12 protein-coding genes are annotated in these 16,777 nt (G+C 64.4%); 11 read left to right on the plus strand and 1 reads right to left on the minus strand.

Annotated features, from left to right (window positions below; translation table 11 throughout):
* Positions 1 to 43: 43 nt before the first annotated feature.
* The 9 genes from tssF to ACLV8F_RS19720 are packed head-to-tail and all read left to right on the plus strand — an operon-like array spanning position 44 to position 13,726.
* Entirely contained in the window at positions 44 to 1,771 is a 1,728-nt protein-coding gene (tssF, locus tag ACLV8F_RS19680) for a type VI secretion system baseplate subunit TssF (RefSeq protein WP_411885890.1), read from the plus strand.
* A complete protein-coding gene (gene tssG / locus ACLV8F_RS19685; RefSeq protein ID WP_411885891.1) occupies positions 1,735 to 2,745 on the plus strand; it encodes a type VI secretion system baseplate subunit TssG in 1,011 nt (336 codons plus the stop codon). Before tssF ends, tssG begins: the two co-directional genes overlap by 37 nt.
* A 46-nt stretch (positions 2,746 to 2,791) precedes the next feature.
* Positions 2,792 to 5,440, plus strand: a complete 2,649-nt coding sequence (tssH, locus tag ACLV8F_RS19690; RefSeq protein WP_411885892.1) for a type VI secretion system ATPase TssH — start codon at positions 2,792 to 2,794, stop codon at positions 5,438 to 5,440.
* 42 nt (positions 5,441 to 5,482) lie between these two features.
* A complete protein-coding gene (locus ACLV8F_RS19695; protein ID WP_411885893.1) occupies positions 5,483 to 7,960 on the plus strand; it encodes a type VI secretion system Vgr family protein in 2,478 nt (825 codons plus the stop codon).
* Between the two features lie 2 nt (positions 7,961 to 7,962).
* The gene (locus ACLV8F_RS19700; RefSeq protein ID WP_411885894.1) at positions 7,963 to 10,722 is read left to right on the plus strand and encodes a DUF2169 domain-containing protein; all 2,760 of its coding nucleotides are present in this window, start codon (positions 7,963 to 7,965) and stop codon (positions 10,720 to 10,722) included.
* Complete coding sequence (locus tag ACLV8F_RS19705; RefSeq protein WP_411885895.1) at positions 10,719 to 11,774, plus strand: pentapeptide repeat-containing protein; 1,056 nt, start codon at positions 10,719 to 10,721, stop codon at positions 11,772 to 11,774. The genes ACLV8F_RS19700 and ACLV8F_RS19705 overlap by 4 nt, the downstream gene beginning before the upstream one ends.
* 52 nt (positions 11,775 to 11,826) lie before the next feature.
* Entirely contained in the window at positions 11,827 to 12,474 is a 648-nt protein-coding gene (locus tag ACLV8F_RS19710) for a DUF3540 domain-containing protein (protein WP_411885896.1), read from the plus strand.
* An 8-nt stretch (positions 12,475 to 12,482) separates the two neighbouring features.
* Entirely contained in the window at positions 12,483 to 12,890 is a 408-nt protein-coding gene (locus ACLV8F_RS19715; protein ID WP_411885897.1) for a DUF4150 domain-containing protein, read from the plus strand.
* A gap of 56 nt (positions 12,891 to 12,946) precedes the next feature.
* The gene (locus ACLV8F_RS19720) at positions 12,947 to 13,726 is read left to right on the plus strand and encodes a hypothetical protein (RefSeq protein ID WP_411885898.1); all 780 of its coding nucleotides are present in this window, start codon (positions 12,947 to 12,949) and stop codon (positions 13,724 to 13,726) included.
* A 29-nt stretch (positions 13,727 to 13,755) separates the two neighbouring features.
* Here ACLV8F_RS19720 and ACLV8F_RS19725 read toward each other — a convergent pair whose 3' ends face one another.
* A complete protein-coding gene (locus tag ACLV8F_RS19725; protein WP_411885899.1) occupies positions 13,756 to 14,577 on the minus strand; it encodes a hypothetical protein in 822 nt (273 codons plus the stop codon).
* 105 nt (positions 14,578 to 14,682) lie between these two features.
* Here ACLV8F_RS19725 and tssJ point away from each other — a divergent pair, with 105 nt between their 5' ends.
* Positions 14,683 to 15,372: a type VI secretion system lipoprotein TssJ gene (tssJ, locus tag ACLV8F_RS19730; RefSeq protein WP_411885900.1), complete on the plus strand. Its 690-nt coding sequence runs from the start codon at positions 14,683 to 14,685 to the stop codon at positions 15,370 to 15,372.
* A 16-nt stretch (positions 15,373 to 15,388) separates the two neighbouring features.
* Entirely contained in the window at positions 15,389 to 16,777 is a 1,389-nt protein-coding gene (gene tssK / locus ACLV8F_RS19735; protein ID WP_411885901.1) for a type VI secretion system baseplate subunit TssK, read from the plus strand.

The following is a 16,777-nucleotide window of genomic DNA, read 5'->3' on the forward strand; positions in this document are numbered from 1 at the left end:
TTAAACGGCCCTTTCATTGCTCCCCGAGCGAGAGAAGAACAACATGTTCAATCGGTATTACGAAGATGAATTGAACAAGCTCAAGGGACTGGCTGTTGAGTTCTCGCGGGCCAATCCCGCGCTGGCGCCCATGCTCGCCGGCTCCTCGGCCGACCCGGACGTCGAGCGCCTGCTCGAAGGCGTGGCCTTCCTCACCGGCCTCACGCGCCAGAAGCTCGACGACGAATTCCCCGAGTTTGTCCAGGAGCTGGCCAACCTCCTGTTTCCGCATTACTTGCGGCCTATTCCCGCCTGCACCCTGGTGAGTTTTGCCGCCAAAGGCATGCTGGCTGAAAGCGTGCAGATCCCGGCGGGCGCCAAGATCGACTCGGTGCCGGTGGACGGCACGCCCTGCCGCTTCCGCACCTGCGCCGAACTCCTGGTCCATCCCCTCACCCTGGCGGAGGCGCGGCTTGCCAGCGGCGCCGGCCAAGCCACCAAACTGGTCCTGAAGTTCGAGCTCCAGGGCGGGCTGGACCTGTCGCAATGGGCCGTACCCACCGTCCGCCTGTTCCTGGGCGGCGGCTATGCCGAGGCTTCCAAGCTGCTGTTGCTGCTGGCCCATCACGTCAAGGCGGTCAGCGTCAAGGACGCGTCCGGCGCGCCCTTCGACCTGGGGCTCAAGGCCATCCGCCAATCCGGCTTTGACGGCGAACTGCTGCCTTACCCCAGCCATGCCTTCCAGGGTTACCGCACCCTGCAGGAGTTCTTTGTCCTGCCCGAGAAATTCCTGTTCGTGGACATCGTGGGCCTGGACAAGGCGCTGGCAAAAAGGCAGGGCACGTCGTTCGAGGTCTCGCTCCTGCTGGATTCGCTTCCCGACTGGATGCCCGATATGCGCGCCGACAGCTTCATGCTCAACATCGTGCCGGCCGTCAACCTGTTCGAGCATGCCGCCGACCCCGTCAACCACGAACACCGCGCCAGCGAATACCGGCTGATGCCCGAAGCCGCCAACCGCCAGCATTACCAGATCTATTCCGTGGACCAGGTCGTGGGCTACCAGCAGGGCGCCTCCCGGGAGCGCGCCTACGTGCCCTTCGGCATGCTGCGCCACGACGGCAGCAACACGCTGAGTTATCGCACGACCTTGCGCTCGGCCACGGTGGGCCGCGGCAGCGACGTGTTCCTCTCGGTGGCCTACCCGCCGGGCGACGTGCCCCTGCCGGAAACGCTGTCGGTGCAGATCACCTGCACCAACCGCCAACTGCCCGAAAGCCTGAAGCTCGGCGACCTGAACCGCCCGACCAGCAGCTCGCCGGACCGCATGACCTTCCGCAACATCCGGCCCATGACCGCGCCGCTGAATCCCCCTTCGGGTGAAGCGCTGCTGTGGCGTTTGGTCTCGCATGTGTCGCTGAATTTTTTGTCCATCGCCAACGCAGAAAATCTGCGCGCGCTGCTGGGGCTGTATGTGTTTTCCGAGCGGCAGGAGCAAGGCCAGGAAACCGCCAACCGCCGGCGCATCGACAGCATCCAGGAAGTGACCGCCACGCGCGAGACGCGCCTGGTGGGGCGCGGCAGCCTGCTGCGCGGCCAGCAGATCCGCATCAAGTGCCGGCTGGATTTTTTCGCCAGCATCGGCGACATGTACCTCTTCGGTTGCGTGCTGGACCGTTTCATCGCCGACTATGCCGGCATCAATTCATACACCCGCGTCGAGCTTGAAGACGCTTTCACAGGAGCAGTCTTCAAATGGCCGCCAAGATTGGGTCAGCAGCCGCTGCTGTAGAGGAGCAGCTGCTCGCCCACGGCGAGCGCTTCTCCTACTTCCAGGCCATACGCCTGCTGCGCCTGTTCGGCAAGGCGCGCGGCATGGACAACGACAGCCTGCGCATACGCCCCCGGCTCAGCCTGGGCTTCCCCGAAAACGACATCGACGGCATCGAAGCGCTGCCCGAGGGCGGCTACCGGGTCACGGCCAATTTCTTCGGCCTGTACGGCGTGGCGTCCCCTCTGCCCACGTATTACACCGAAGACCTGTTTGAGGAAGAGCGCGAAGGGCGGCACGCCACGCGCGATTTCCTGGATGTCATCCATTACGCGATGTATCCGCTGCTGTTCGATGCGTGGAGAAAGCACCGCCTGCAGGACCGCGTGGTCGAGGACGGCGACGCCGGCGTGCTGGACCAGCTGTATGCCTTCACCGGGCTGCATGCCAGCGACCTGCGCGGCAAGCTGCCGGCCGGCAACGGCCTGCTGCGTTATGCGGGGCTGTTCAATTTGCGCCCGCGCTCGGCGCTGGGCCTGAACACACTGCTGGCCGATGCGTTCAACCCCGCCAAGGTGTTTGTGGAGTGCTGCACGCTGCAGTACGTCCCCATCCCGGCCGACCAGCGGCTTCGCCTGGGCCTGCAGGCCAACCAGCTCGGGGAAGACAGCTACCTGGGCAGCCAGATCGACGACTACAGCGGCAGCATCACCATCACGCTCAGCGACCTGCCCGAGGATTCCTTTCACCAGCTGCTGCCCGGAACGCCGGGGCATGAACGGCTGGCTTTCCTGGTGCGCTTTTATTTGATAGACCCGCTGGACGTGCACATCGTGCTGGAGCTGCGCCACGAGGACGCCCGCGCGGCGCGCACGCTGGACGTGCGGGATGCCGCGCCGGAATCGGCCGCCACCAACTGGACCCGCCTCGGGCTGGACACCTGGCTCACGCCCGAGCGCGTGCACCAGCCCACCCGCGTGCAGTTCACCCTGTAGTTTTTTCAGCCCTTCATCCCTTTCATCTCAGAGAAAGAAGAACATCATGCTGCTGGTCGAATTGAAACCCCTGGTTGGACGCCTGAACGCCTTCACCAAGCAGGCGCTGGAAGACGGCGTGGGCCTGTGCGTCTCGCGCAGCCACTATGAAATCACCGTCGAGCACCTGCTGGTCAAGTGCTTCGACAACGTGCAGGCCGACGTCGCGCTGCTGCTGCGCCAGAACGGCGTCGATGCGGCCCTCGTCAAGCGCGACATCGACCGCGCCATCGAGGACATGCGCACCGGCAACGCCGGCAAGCCGGCGTTTTCGCCGTTGCTGCTCGAGCTCATGCAGGACGCCTGGCTGATCGCTTCGGTCAACCTCGGCGAGGCCCGGATCCGCTCCGGCGCCGTGCTGCTGGCCTTCCTGGCGCGCGCCAGTTATTACGCCACCGGCGACTATGCCGCCCCGCTGCGCGCGCTCAACCGCGAAAGCCTGCTGGCAAGTTTTGCCGCGACCTGCGCCGCCTCGATCGAAGAAACCCCGGGTGCCGCTGAAGGCGGCGCGGCCGGCGGCCAGGCGGCGGCCGGCGGCGAAGGCAGCGCCATCGCGCGCTTTTGCGAAAACTTCACCGACAAGGCGCGCAACGGCAAGATAGACCCGGTCTTCGGCCGCGACAAGGAAATCCGCCAGATGGTGGACATCCTGGCCCGCCGCCGCAAGAACAACCCGATCTGCGTGGGCGACCCCGGCGTCGGCAAGACGGCGGTGGTCGAGGGCCTGGCGCTGCGCATCGTCGACGGCGACGTGCCCGACTCGCTCAAGGACGTGACCATCCTGGGCCTGGACATGGGGCTGCTGCAGGCCGGCGCCAGCGTCAAGGGCGAATTCGAGAACCGCCTCAAGGGGGTGATCACCGAAGTCAAGGGCTCGGCCAAACCCATCATCCTGTTCATCGACGAAGCCCACACGCTGATAGGCGCGGGCGGCCAGGCCGGCACTTCGGACGCGGCCAACCTGCTCAAGCCGGCGCTGGCGCGCGGCGAGTTGCGCACCATCGCCGCCACCACCTGGGCCGAGTACAAAAAGTATTTTGAGAAAGACCCGGCGCTGGCCCGCCGCTTCCAGCCGGTCAAGCTCGACGAGCCGGACCTCGCCACGGCCATCATCATCCTGCGCGGCCTGAAGGAAAAATACGAAGACGTGCACCGCGTGGTGATGCGCGACGACGCCATCGTCGCCGCCGCCGAACTCTCCAGCCGCTACATCACCGGCCGCCAGCTGCCCGACAAGGCCGTCGATTTGCTGGACACCGCCTGCGCGCGCGTCAAGGTGCTGCAAAGCGCCAAGCCCGACGTGCTGGAAGACAAGGAACGCCAGATGCAGGCCCTGGCGCGCGAGCAGCGCGGCCTGGAGCGCGACCGCGACAACCACCAGCCGGTGGATTCCGAGCGCCTGGCCGCCATCGCCGGCCTGGCCGCGACGCTGGCCGCCGAGGCCGAGGTCCTGAAAGCCGAATGGGACAAACAAAAAGGCGCGGCCGATGCGCTGCTGGCCGCGCGCGCCGCCAGCCAGGCCGCCAAGGCCGCCAACGCCACGCCGGCCGAGCTGGAAGAACTCTCGCAAAAAGTGGCCGCAGCCGGCAAGGCCTTTGAAGCCGCCCAGGGCGCCAACCCGCTGGTGCGCGTCGACGTCGACCCGGACGTGGTCGCCAAGGTGGTGTCGGACTGGACCGGCATCCCGGTCGGCAAGATGCTGCGCGACCAGGCTGAAAGCGTGATGCGCATGGAGTCCGTGCTGACCGCCCGCATTCGCGGCCAGGACCACGCCATGCACCAGATCACCGAAGTGCTCAAGACCGCGAAGTCGGGCCTGCGCGACCCGCAGCAGCCGCTGGGCGTATTCCTGCTGGCCGGCCCCTCGGGTGTCGGCAAGACCGAGACGGCGCTGTCGGTGGCCGACATCCTGTTCGGCGACGAGAAATCCACCGTCATCGTCAACATGAGCGAGTTCCAGGAAAAGCACAACGTCAGCCGCCTGATCGGCTCGCCCCCCGGTTATGTGGGCTACGGCGAAGGCGGCGTGCTGACCGAGGCGGTGCGCCAGCGCCCGTATTCGGTGGTGCTGCTCGATGAGGTAGAGAAGGCTCACCTCGACGTGCTCAACCTGTTCTACCAGGTCTTCGACAAAGGCATGCTGTCCGACGGCGAAGGCAAGGAGATTGATTTTTCCAACACAGTGATCTTTTTGACCTCCAACCTGGCCACCGACGTCATCACCGAAATGACGGCCGGCGAGGAAAAACCCGACGCGGCAACGCTGCTGTCGGCCGTCCGGCCCATCCTGTCGGCGCACTTCAAGCCGGCGCTGCTGGCGCGCATGACGGTGATCCCCTACTTCACGCTGGCGCAGGACGCGCTGGCCGGCATCGTGCGCCTGAAGCTCAACAAGCTGGTGCAGCGCCTGGCGCACAACAACAAGATGGCCTTCACCTACAGCGACGCGGTGGTGCAGCAGATCGCCGCGCGCTGCACCGAAGTGGAGACCGGCGCGCGCAACGTCGACTTCATCCTGCGCAGCAGCGTCATGCCGCTGATGTCGCAGGGCATTTTGTCGCGCATGAGCACCGGCGAGCAACCCGGCGGCGTGACGCTCGACATCGACGCCCAGAATGAATTTACCGTCCGGTTCGCGGACGAGGCGGCGGCATAAGGCGCCACGGCGCCTGCCCCATGCATTACAGGAAACCCGACCATGACCTCGCTTGACAAAAACCTCAACGCCGGCAACAAGCGTTTTTCGTTCGCCTCCAAAGCCTATCCGGCGGACAAATTCTCGGTGGTGAAGATGGAGGGCTACGAAGCCATCTCGGCCAGCTTCTCCTTCGAGCTGACGCTGGTGTCGGATGACACGGCGATCGACTTCGAAAAGATGTTGTCGAACCCGGCGACCTTCACGCTATACGCCGCGGGCGGCAACATGGAGACGCCTTACCACGGCGTGCTGTCCGAGTTCGAACAGCTGCACCAGGCCGGCTCCCTGGTCTTTTACCGCGCGGTGCTCGCGCCTCGGCTTCAGCGCCTGAACCTTTACCGCACGTCCGATGTGCATCTCAACGACCAGACCATCCCCGAGATCCTCGAGGCGGTGATCAAGGACAGCGGGTTTACTTCGGCCGACTTCGAGCAGAAGCTGAAGACGAAAGACGTCTACCGCAAGCGCAGTTTTGTCTGCCAGTACCAGGAGACCAACCTGGATTTCGTTTCCCGCTGGCTGGAAAAGGAAGGCATGTACTTCTACTTCGACCACAGCGGCAATGCCGAAAAGCTGGTCATGGTGGACGACAGCGCGGTGCAGCCCGCCGACGTGGTCGCGGTTACCTACCGGCCGGTGGAAAACATGGCCAGCGGCGCCGCCAAAGACTCCGTGCAGAACTTTCTCTGCCGGCAAAAGCCGCTGCCCAAGCAGGTGATCCTCCAGGGATTCAATTACAGCAGCGCCAACGTCGAGCTCAAGCAGACGGCGCAGGTGTCCGCGGCGGGAACGGGCGACGTGATGCTGTACGGTGAAAACTTCCTGACGCAGGACGAAGGCCAGCGCTATGCCAAGCTGCGCGCCCAGGAAATCCTGTGCGGCGGCAAGGTCTTCAAGGGCGAGGCCACGGCCGTCGGGCTGCGCAGCGGCTACTTCATGCGCATGGCCGCCCATTACCGCCCCGACTTCAACGGCCAGTACCTGGTCACCGAGGTGGAGCACAGGGGCTCCCAGGCCGGCGTGCTGCTGGCCGGCATCGAAAATTCCTACGGCGGCAAGCCCGGCGAGACCGACTACCACCTGGAATTCAAGGCCATTCCTTCGGCCGTGCAGTTCCGCCCGGCGCGGGCCATGATACGGCCGCATGTGGCCGGCACGGTCAGCGCGATCGTGGATGCCGAGGGGTCGGGCGAATATGCCGAGATGGACGAGCTGGGCCAGTACAAGGTGCAGCTGCCTTTCAGCCGGACCGGCAAGGCCGCCAATAAGGGCTCGGCCCGCATCCGCATGGCCACGCCGTATTCGGGCAGCAACCACGGCATCCATTTCCCGCTGCACAAAGGCGCAGAGGTATTGCTGTCTTTCGTCGACGGCGATCCCGACCAGCCGGTGATCGTCAATGCCGTGCCCAACTCGGAAAACCCGAGCGTGGTCAACAACAAGAACCCCACCAAGGACGTCATCAAGAGCGCCGGCGGCAACTTCCTGGAACTCGAAGACAAAAAAGGCAGCGAGCGCGCCCACCTCTACAGCCCTTCGGCCAAGAGCAACTGGCGCGTCGGCGCCGCCACCGCTGCGGCGGCCGGCGTCACCACCTGGGGTGAAAACAAGACCGGCATTTACGGCAGCACGGACGAAACCGTCAGCTTCAACGCCGGCAAGACCATGGTGCTGAGGGTGGACCCGACCACGTTGAACCTCGCCGGCGACCCGGTGCAGGGTTCGCTCAACGTGCATGCGAAATCGCACCTGCTCGACATCGACAGCACCAAGCCCGCCACCGCCGCGGCGCCCGCCACCGGCTCCTACCATGTGTATGCCAAGCACATCAGGATGTTCGCGGAGCCCAACGGCAGCAGCTTCAAGTACAAGCTCGAAACCGACAGCACGCCAACGCCTGAAGATTCCTGGGACCTGGGCAAGCTGTACGAGTTGCAGAGCTTCACCGACAACGACACGCTCACCCGGACCGACGGCACGGTTGAATCCAACGCGGCGAACAAGACCACTTACGTCAAGGGCAACACCAACACCGCGACCTTCGGCGACGCCTCGCTGGTGGTGCACGGCAACAAGACGACCCTGTTCCGCGGCAAGGAGCTGACGCACACCTACGGCATGAGCACCTCGATGTACTTCGGCATGAAGAGCGACCTCATGACCGGCTTCACCAACTCCGCCTATGTGGGCGGCAAGCACGAGTTCTACGCGGGTGAAAAAATCTCGACGGCTGTGAGCGCCGAGTTGAAGGTGGCCCTGAGCGCGACGGCGGACGTGGTGTTCGGTACCAAGAACACCTTCCATGCCGCCGCCGAGGTCAATGCCAGCGTGCTGCTCAAAGCCGAGAACAAGGTCCTGGAGGTCACCAACCGCCTGACCAGCCTGGACAAGAGTCTGTTGTCCCTCACGCAAGGGGTGTTCTACCTGGGTGAACAGGTCACCAAGCTGGAAATGGCCTCGCTGCACATGGATCTCTGAACGTGAAAACCATCAAGCCTCAGCGCCTAGGCCTGCTGACCCGGACCTATGAATACGAGGGCCGGTTCTACCTGGCGGTCAACGCCACGGCCTTCTTCACGTTCGGGCAGCCGCAGCGCCTGCTGTCCGAAGTGTCGATGTGGAAGTTCGTCGCCACGGCGATGGGGAAAGACACCGTGCTCGACATGGGCATGCCCAAGCAACGCGGCGAGTTCCTGGTTTACGGAAAGTGCCACGCCCCGCGCGGGGAGCCCGTCCCCGCGGTCGCCGTGCGCGTGAAAGTCGGCGACCAGGAAAAAAAGCTCCATGTGCTGGGCGACCGGCGCTGGAAGAAGACCGGACCCATCTCCACCATCAGTGAGCCGCAACCCTTTACGGTGATGGACCTGGATTACAGCAAGGCTTTCGGCGGGCCGGACTTCCCCCGCAATCCCCTGGGCAAGGGCATGCCGCCGGCCAAGGACGGCGAGCCGCACCTGCTGCCCAATATCGAGAACCCGCAGCGGCCTGTCGCCTTGCCGGACGACAGGCCGGATCCCGCCGGCTTCGGACCCATCGACTTCACCTGGCCGCAGCGTTTTTCCAAGGTCGGGACTTATGACGACCATTGGCTCAAGACCCGTTTTCCCGGTTTTGCGCAGGACATGGACTGGTCGCTGTTCAACGCGGCGCCCGAGGACCAGTGGTTGCCGGGTTTTCTAGCGGGTGACGAAAGCTTCGAGGTCGAGGGCATGCATGCCGGGAAACCCGTGCTCAAAAGCCGGCTTCCCGGCTGCGCGGTGCGCTGCCTCGTGACGCGCAAGAAGGATGGCCAGGAAGAGGTGGAGGAGATCCTGACCCGCGCGGAGACCCTGGTGCTCTTCCCCGGCCAGGAGCGGGGCATTTTGCTGTTCCGCGGCGTGCTGGAAATCACCACGGATGACGGCGCTGACGTCCTCAATCTTCTCATCGGTGCGGAAGAAGCCGCGGCGCCCCGGCCCCTGGCGTATTACAAGGACCTGCTGGCCCTGCGCCTGGACAAAAAACAGGGGGCGGTGCATGCCCTGAATGACGGCCCCTTGTTGCCTCCCATGCCCGAGAGCAACAGCGAGGGCGATGCCGCGGCCGAAGACGACGGCATGGACACGCTGGTCAGGTCCAAGGGTCTGCATCGCCAGAACCTGCGCCGCAAGGCGGAAAAGACATTGGCGGAAAGCAAGGAAAAGATCGCGAAACTCCGGGCGGAACTGATTGAAATTCACCAGGCCCATGCCTTGCCGCCGCCGGATTTAACAGACATGGACCGTGCCCTGGCGATGAGCATACCGCCCGATCCCCCCGTGCCCAGGCTGGAAGAAATACCGGCCTTCAAGGCCGAGATGGAGAGGGAGCTGGAGAAGGCCAGGCGGGAAGGGCTGGCGAAAAAGGCCGAAGCCGAAGCCCAGCTGCGCGAAGTGTGCAAGCAGCAAAAACTCGATTACGACGAGGTGGTGGCCGCGGCGCGGCGAAAAGGCAGCGGGCCGCCCGAGCCCATTGCCAAAAAAACCATGCAGCAGCTGCTGGACACGCAGGCCGAATTGAAAGCCCAGAATTTGACCAGCCCAGACCTGGAAAAGCAGCTGGCGGACCCGGAGCTGCCCAAGAAACTCCAGGCGGCGGATACCGCCATGATGGACGGCTACCGCAAGAATGCCCACTTGCATGCCGAGGCGCCGGCTTTGGCCGAAAGCGATGTGGCCCAACTCAGGCAGGACATCCAGGCGGCGATGGACCGTGGGGAAAGCTTCAAGGGACGCGACCTGACGGGTGCGGATTTTTCCGGGCTGAAGCTGGCGGGTGCCGATTTTTCGGAAGCCTTGATGGAGGGCGTTGATTTTTCCGGCGCGGACCTGGGCGGCGCCAACTTCTCGCAGGCCGTGCTGGCCCGGGGGTGCTTTGGCGGCGCGAAGCTGGCGCAGGCCAATTTCTCGGGCGCCAACCTCGGGTTTTCGAAACTGGCCGGGGTGGATGCCTCCGAGGTCAATTTTTCCGGCGCGGTGCTGGCCGGGGCCGATCTCTCCAAAGCGAATTTCAGCCGGGCCAATCTGGCCGGCTGCGACCTGCTGGGCGCCAGGCTGGCGGGCGCCAATATGTCGGGTGTTTCCGCTGCCGGCGCGAAGTTCATCCAGGTCGACCTGAAGCCCGACCCAGGGAACCCCGGCAACCCGGACGCCATGCCCGACATGGACCTGACCGGCCTGCAATTCGCCGGCGCCGACTTGAGCAAGGCGATTTTTCTGCAATGCCAGCTCGACGGCGCCGACTTCAGCGGCGCGCGGCTCGGCCAGGCGGTCTTCCTCACGGCGGCCGGGAGCGGCGTCAATTTCTCCGGCGCCGACCTCGAGAACCTGCGTGTGGTGAAGGACAGCCGGCTGGACAAAGCCAATTTCACCGGCGCCAAGCTCATGAAGGCCAACCTCAGGGGAACCGATTTGAGCGGCAGCGTCTTCGCTGGCGCCAACCTGACCGGTGCCGACCTCTCCGAAACGCGGCTTGCCCATGCCAACCTCAGGCAGGTCGATGCCGCGAACCTGCGGCTGGCCAAGGCGGACCTGTCAGGGGCGGACCTGTCCGGCGCCAATTTGCGCCGGGCGACCTTGCAGAAAGCGAAGCTGCCGGGCGCGGTATTCCTGGGCGCCAGTCTTTTTATGGCCGACATGCTGCGTGTGGTGCGCGACGACAAGACCGTCTTTGAGCGGGCCAACATGAAAAAAACCCTACTCAAGGGCACTGAAAAATCATGACAAAAACCGAATTGCTTGAGCTGATCCAGGGCGGTGAAGTGGCGCAGGGCGCCGACTGCCGCGGCCTGGATTTTTCCGGCGCCGATTTGTCGGGCGGCATCTTCGAGAAGATTTCCTTCGACGGCGCCAATCTCCAGGGCGCCAGGCTGGATGAAAGCACCTTCCTGAATTGCAGCTTCAACAACGCCGATTTCGGTGGCGCGCACCTGCACATGACCAACATCGTGGACTCCACGCTGGCGGGGGCGAAGCTCAACGACTGCTACCTGGCAAGCGCAAGTTTTATACGCGGCGATTTCACGGGCGCGGACTTCTCACGCGCCAACATGACCATCACCAAGCTGATCGAATGCAACTTGACCCAAGCCGTCTTTTCCAACGCCAACCTGGACCGGGCAGCCATCCTGAAATCCACGCTGCCGGACGCGAGCTTCGCCGGCGCCCAGCTCAAGCAGACCACGCTGGTGGAGGTCGACCTGTCGCAAAGCCTGCTGGAGGGCGCGGTTTGCTCGAACACGATTTTTGTCAGGTCGCGCATGTCGGGCCTGAAGCTCAGGGGAATGCAATTGCAGGCTACGCAGTTCATCGGGGCCGACCTGTCCAAGGTCGACTTCTCCGGATCCGACCTCACGCAGTGCAACTTCAAGGATGCCGACCTCAGCGGCGCCATGTTGCACAACTGCAGGGCCGGCAACGCGATCTTCCCAAACGCTAAATTGGCGGGGACTTTTCTCCTGGGCGCGCAACTGCGCCAAGCCATTTTTATGGAGGCTGATGTCTCCGGCGCCAATTTTTCGGGCTGCGACCTGTACCAGGCACAGTTCGTCAAAGCCGTCTGCCGCGGCGCCGTTTTTGAGGGCGCCGATTTGACCTACAGCGATTTTTCGCATGCCGACCTGTCTTCGGCGAATCTTTCCAAAACCCAGCTTTTTCGTGCCGTCTTTCACCGCATCCAGGAAGAAAAATCGGTATGGACTAACGCCAACCGCGAGTCTTCCTTGGGCACAGACCCCGAACTCGCGGAAGCGGAAGACTGGGGCCGAGCGGCATGACGCGGCGGCCGTGTTCACGAAAACCATGTTATTTATTTCATAGAGGTGTTCAATGAGAAATCTTGCGATTCAACCCAAGCTTGTGGCCATCTTCCAGCAATATGGCACCGTCACTGAGGCCGGCGAGCAATTCGTCGTGCACACCGAGGCCGCGGTGTACCGCGCCAGCCGCGCCGCGAGCTGCCTGCTTGAGCCGTCCGTCGGCGACAAGGTCCTGCTGGTCACCGACACGGAAGGCGCCGACTACGTGCTGGCGGTGCTGGAGCGCGCGCAGGCCCAGGGCGCCACGCTGAACCTGCCCGCCAACACCGAGATCCGCGCGGCGAGCGGGAGGCTCAATGTGACGGCGCGTGACGGCATCAGCCTGCAATCGCCGGGGGAGATCGGCCTGCAAGGCGGAAAACTCAAGGTTGAAGCCCTGCAGGGCGAGGTCACGATCCAGGACCTCTCACTGGTCGGTGATGCCTGGCGCAGTTGTGTGGACCGCGTCAAGACGGTGGGCAAGACCTTCGATTCGATCCTCGAACGTTTCCACCAACGCGTCAGCCGGTCTTACCGCCATGTCGATGAGCTCGACCAGGTCAAGGCTCGGCAGATCGATTACCAGGCGGAAACCAGCCTGCAACTGCACGCCAAATACACCTTGATGACGGCCGACGAGCTGGTCAAGGTGGACGGCGGACAAATCCACCTGGGATAGGAGTTTTTATGTTTGCCAACACACAAATGGGCGGGATGAACATGGGTTTTCCGGACGTCTGCCTGACGCCGATTCCGTCGCCCGCCGGCCCCATTCCCACGCCCCTGCCTTATCCCAATATCGCCACCGGCATGATGGGTGTCCCGGCCGCCTATAACGTGCTTTACGGCGGCACGCCCGCGCACAACATGGGCACCATCATTCCCCTGACCAACGGAGACAACGCCGGCCTCATGACCGGTGTTGCCTCCGGCACGGTGATGGCGCCGTCGATGCCCATGACGGGGGCCTTCACGGTGCTGGTGGGGGGCTTGGTGGCCACCCGCATGACCAGCATGAACCTGCAGAACTCCACCAATTGCCCCGGCGTCAGCCTGGTGCCCAGCCAGCTCAAGGTGCTGATACTGGCGCCCTGACCGCCATGTGCCGTATCCGCGCCGAGCACCAACCCTAAAGCCCGAACAGGATGCCCATGAAAACCGTCTGGATCACCGCCCTCAAGGAAGACCAGCCCCGCGTCGCCGCCGTGACCGCGGTGCTCAAGCGCTACGGCCTGCAATGCAAGGGCCACTTCTGGGCCGACCAGCCCGACAAGCTGGCCTGGCGCATCGCGCTGGACGCCATGCTGGAGGCCAAGGCCGACGCCTGGCTGGTGCTGGTCGACGGCGATGAGGTGAAAAAGCCCTCGGTGCGCTACGGCCTGTCGTTGATGGCCTCGGCCCTGCGCAGTGCGCGCGGCGGCAACTTTCCCCTCCTCACGCTGTGGAACTCCGTCCCGCCGGAAGAGGCCCCGCTGCCGGCGCTGATGGCGCAGGCCGAGCGGCTGCTGGAGTCGGGCGCGAGCTGGCCCGCCAAAATCGTGGCCAAGGCCAATGTGCCGGGCAAGGCGGCGGCGGCCGAATTCCGCCTCGACGTGCTGGGCAACGAACGCCTGGGCCAGTGGTTCGAGATCGGCCCGGTAGCCGGTGTGTGGCCGGGCGTGGTGTTCGGCGTGCAGGGCGGCGGCGCCGAGATCCAGTTCCAGGCCGTGGGTCCCAAGGCCATGCTGCCGGAAAAAACCACGCTGGAGTTCGCCCAGGAGGGGCTGAAGCTGGAAGTCGCCGGCAACGAATACACCGCATGGGCGGTGCGCAACCAGGTGGACGCCAACAGCTCCTACTTCGTGAAGGTCAAGGGTTGCCCTGACTCGATTCTGTTCATGCCCTATGCCGAGGAAGCGGATGCGGAAGCCACCCTCCTGAGGCTGGTGTGAACCTGGACAGTCCAGGCCCGGAGTGGCGCTCAGTCGAGCCGTTTGCGGGCCGGGCCGGTGATCTCTCCGCCCGCGCTGACCAGCAGGGCTTCGCCCGGGTCGTAGGGCAGTTCGGCGACGCGCTCCTCGTTGTTGAAGCGGTAGCCGACGCGGTAGACCGACTGGCTGTGGGCGGTCTGCAGCCGCTTGCCGCAAGTTTTGTCGCGCAGGAAGACTTCCACCGGGATGTCGTCGTCGGGATCGTTGCCGGGCGCCGGCGGCACGGCCGGCGGGAACACCATGTCCCACAGCGCCTTGCCGGCCAGCGCGCCGCCCAGCATGCTGACGGCGGTGATGGGCGCTTTCTGTTTGCCGAGTTTGTCGCCGATGGCGCCGCCCACGACCGCGCCGGTCACGCCGCCCGGGCCCAGCACAAAGCCGGCGCCGCCACTGCCGACGATGACAGGCACGGCCCAGCGTTTATAGACCTCGGCGGTGGCGTGGCGCTTGAGCAGGAACCCGCCGGTGAAGCCGCCCATGGCCGCGCCTATCAGGGGCACGGCATTGCGCAGCAGCCAGGGTTTGGCGTTGTCCTGGCGGATCAGGTATTGGCGTTCGGGGATCAGTACCTGCCAGCAGGTGTTTTCAACGGTGCGGGTGCTGCCCAGCGTGGCGTAGGCATAGAGCACCGGCGCCAGCGTGGGCGGGGGAGGCAGTTCGATACCGGCCAGGGCGTCGTCGGGCGCGGGTACGGATGTGGCCGTGGCGGGAGCAGGCGGAGTAACGGGAGCGCTTTGGCCCAGGGCGGGCAGGGCCGGCAGCGCCAGCGCGATGCAGGCAAGCCCCGGGTAAATTGCCGCTCCAATTTGCATGGCTTATTATCATCTTCCCGAATGAATTCACCAAAATTACCTTTAATTACGAGCAGGCAAAACTTGGTTGAACAAAGGTCCCAGGGGGTGCGCGCATGGCGGGTGGTGAGCGCCTGCCTGGCCGCCGGCATGGCGGCGGCGGCCCTGTCGGGCTGCGCCACCGCCAATTCCCTCATGGGCGGCAACACGCGCAAGGAAGCCGTGGCCGAAATCGCCTGGGAATTCGCGCGCAATGCCATCCTGGTGGAGGTCGAGGCCGACAACCGGCTCAATGAATACGGCGGCGAGGCCCATACGCTGGTCCTCGGTGTTTACCAGATGGAAGATTCCGCAGCCTTCTATAAATTGATCGCCGACACGGCGCTGGTGGGAAAATCGCTGGAAAGCGGCAAGGGCGGTGAGGGGTTTGTGCATTTCGCGCGCTACGTCGTGGCGCCGGGCCAACATTCCATCCTGCAGCTGGACCGGGCGCAGAAGGCGAAATTCGTGGGCGTCACGGCCGGTTATTACCAGATGGAAGCGGCGCGCAGCGCGCGCCTGTTCGAGGTGCCGCTGACGGTCGAGAGCGAGGGCATGGTCAGCAAAACCTACAAGGCGGCCCCGGCGACCCTGGCGCTGCGCCTGAATTTCGGCCCGGACGAGCTGCTCAATGCCGAGCGGCTGAACCGGGACCTGGGGAAAAAAGCCAGTGAGGCGGTTCCGCTCGACGGCGGGGGCCGGGAGATCAAACTGACGCCGGATTCGCTCAACGATGCAATGAACGCCGGCAGCGCAGTGAAAAAACTGGACAAATAAGGACAGCAGGCAGCACATGGAAGAAAAACAAGGCATTTACTGGCACCAGGGCATGTTCCTGCAGTCCCAGCATTTCCAGATGGCTGACCTGCACAACCAGTTCCAGCACAAGCCCCTGCAGGAGTCCGGCCTGCCGCATTTCTGGGGCGTGGGCGAGCTCGAACTCGTCGCCGCGGCCGCCACCAACCGCACGGTGGAAGTACAGGCCGCGCGCCTGCTGTTCCCCGACCGCAGCTACATCGAATACCCGGGCAACGCCGTCATCAAGGCCAGGCCCTTCGACGCCGACTGGGTCGAAGGCGACAAGCCCTTCACCGTCTACCTGGGCCTCAAAAAGCTCAGCGCCACCGAAAACAACGTGACCATCGCGGCCGACCTGACGGAAGCCGGCGGCGCGGGCACCCGCTACGCCACGCTGGCCAACCCGCCCGAAGTGCCCGACCTGTATTCGGACGGCCCGGCCGCCCAGGTGCGCACGCTGTTGCACGTGGTCAAGGTGTTCTTCGAGGGCGAGATCGACAAGCTGCAGGACTACAGCCTGATCCCCATTGCGCGCCTGGTGCGCGACGGCGACGCCATCAAGGTGTCCGAGAGTTTCATCCCGCCCTGCTATGCGATTTCCGGTTCCAACGTGCTGCTGCGCCTGGTGAAAGACATCCGCGACGAGCTGACCGGCCGCGCGCGCCAGCTGCAGGAATACAAAAGCCCGCGCGAGATGCAGAAGGCCGAGTTCGACGCGAGCTACATGGTGTTCCTGCTGGCGCTGCGCTCACTGAACCGCGCCAGCCCCTACCTGTTCCACCTGACCGAGACGCGCCAGGTGCATCCCTGGCTGGCCTACGGCGCCATGCGCCAGCTGATCGGCGAACTGAGTTCTTTTTCGGAGCGCTTCAACATGCTCGGCGAGGCCGAAGACGGCACGCCCGGCCTGCCGCCCTACGACCACAGCGACCTGGGCAAGTGCTTCGAGCGCGTGCGCAGCATGGTCAGCCACCTGCTCAACGAAATCACCGTGGGCCCCGAGTTCCTGGCCATCCTGCAACAGCAGGGCGACTACCACGTGGGCCAGCTGCCGCGCAATTTCTTCGGCCAGCGCAACCGCTTCTACCTGGTGATACGCACCGAAAAAGACATGGAGTGGGTGGTCGACTCGGTGCAGCGCGACGCGCGCCTGGCCGCCACCGACGAAATGCCGGGGCTGATCTCCCACGCGCTGCCGGGGCTGGAGCTGATCCACATGGCGGCGGCGCCGCAGGGGCTGCCGCGCAGGTCATACTCCTACTACTTCCGTATCGAGCAGATGAGCCAGCAATGGGAAATGGTGGAGCGCGAGGGCTCCATTGCGCTGTACTGGATGGATGCGCCGGCCGACCTCAAGGCCGAAATTGTCGTGTTGCGGAGATAA

It is taken from the genome of Polaromonas sp. YR568, from assembly GCF_943369675.1.
Classification (GTDB): domain Bacteria; phylum Pseudomonadota; class Gammaproteobacteria; order Burkholderiales; family Burkholderiaceae_C; genus Polaromonas.

Coding starts and splice junctions, on each gene's coding strand:
- tssF (WP_411885890.1), top strand. CDS start 44: ATGTTCAATCGGTATTACGAAGATGAATTGAACAAGCTCAAGGGACTG.
- tssG (WP_411885891.1), top strand. CDS start 1,735: ATGGCCGCCAAGATTGGGTCAGCAGCCGCTGCTGTAGAGGAGCAGCTG.
- tssH (WP_411885892.1), top strand. CDS start 2,792: ATGCTGCTGGTCGAATTGAAACCCCTGGTTGGACGCCTGAACGCCTTC.
- ACLV8F_RS19695 (WP_411885893.1), top strand. CDS start 5,483: ATGACCTCGCTTGACAAAAACCTCAACGCCGGCAACAAGCGTTTTTCG.
- ACLV8F_RS19705 (WP_411885895.1), top strand. CDS start 10,719: ATGACAAAAACCGAATTGCTTGAGCTGATCCAGGGCGGTGAAGTGGCG.
- ACLV8F_RS19710 (WP_411885896.1), top strand. CDS start 11,827: ATGAGAAATCTTGCGATTCAACCCAAGCTTGTGGCCATCTTCCAGCAA.
- ACLV8F_RS19715 (WP_411885897.1), top strand. CDS start 12,483: ATGTTTGCCAACACACAAATGGGCGGGATGAACATGGGTTTTCCGGAC.
- ACLV8F_RS19720 (WP_411885898.1), top strand. CDS start 12,947: ATGAAAACCGTCTGGATCACCGCCCTCAAGGAAGACCAGCCCCGCGTC.
- ACLV8F_RS19725 (WP_411885899.1), bottom strand. CDS start 14,577: ATGCAAATTGGAGCGGCAATTTACCCGGGGCTTGCCTGCATCGCGCTG.
- tssK (WP_411885901.1), top strand. CDS start 15,389: ATGGAAGAAAAACAAGGCATTTACTGGCACCAGGGCATGTTCCTGCAG.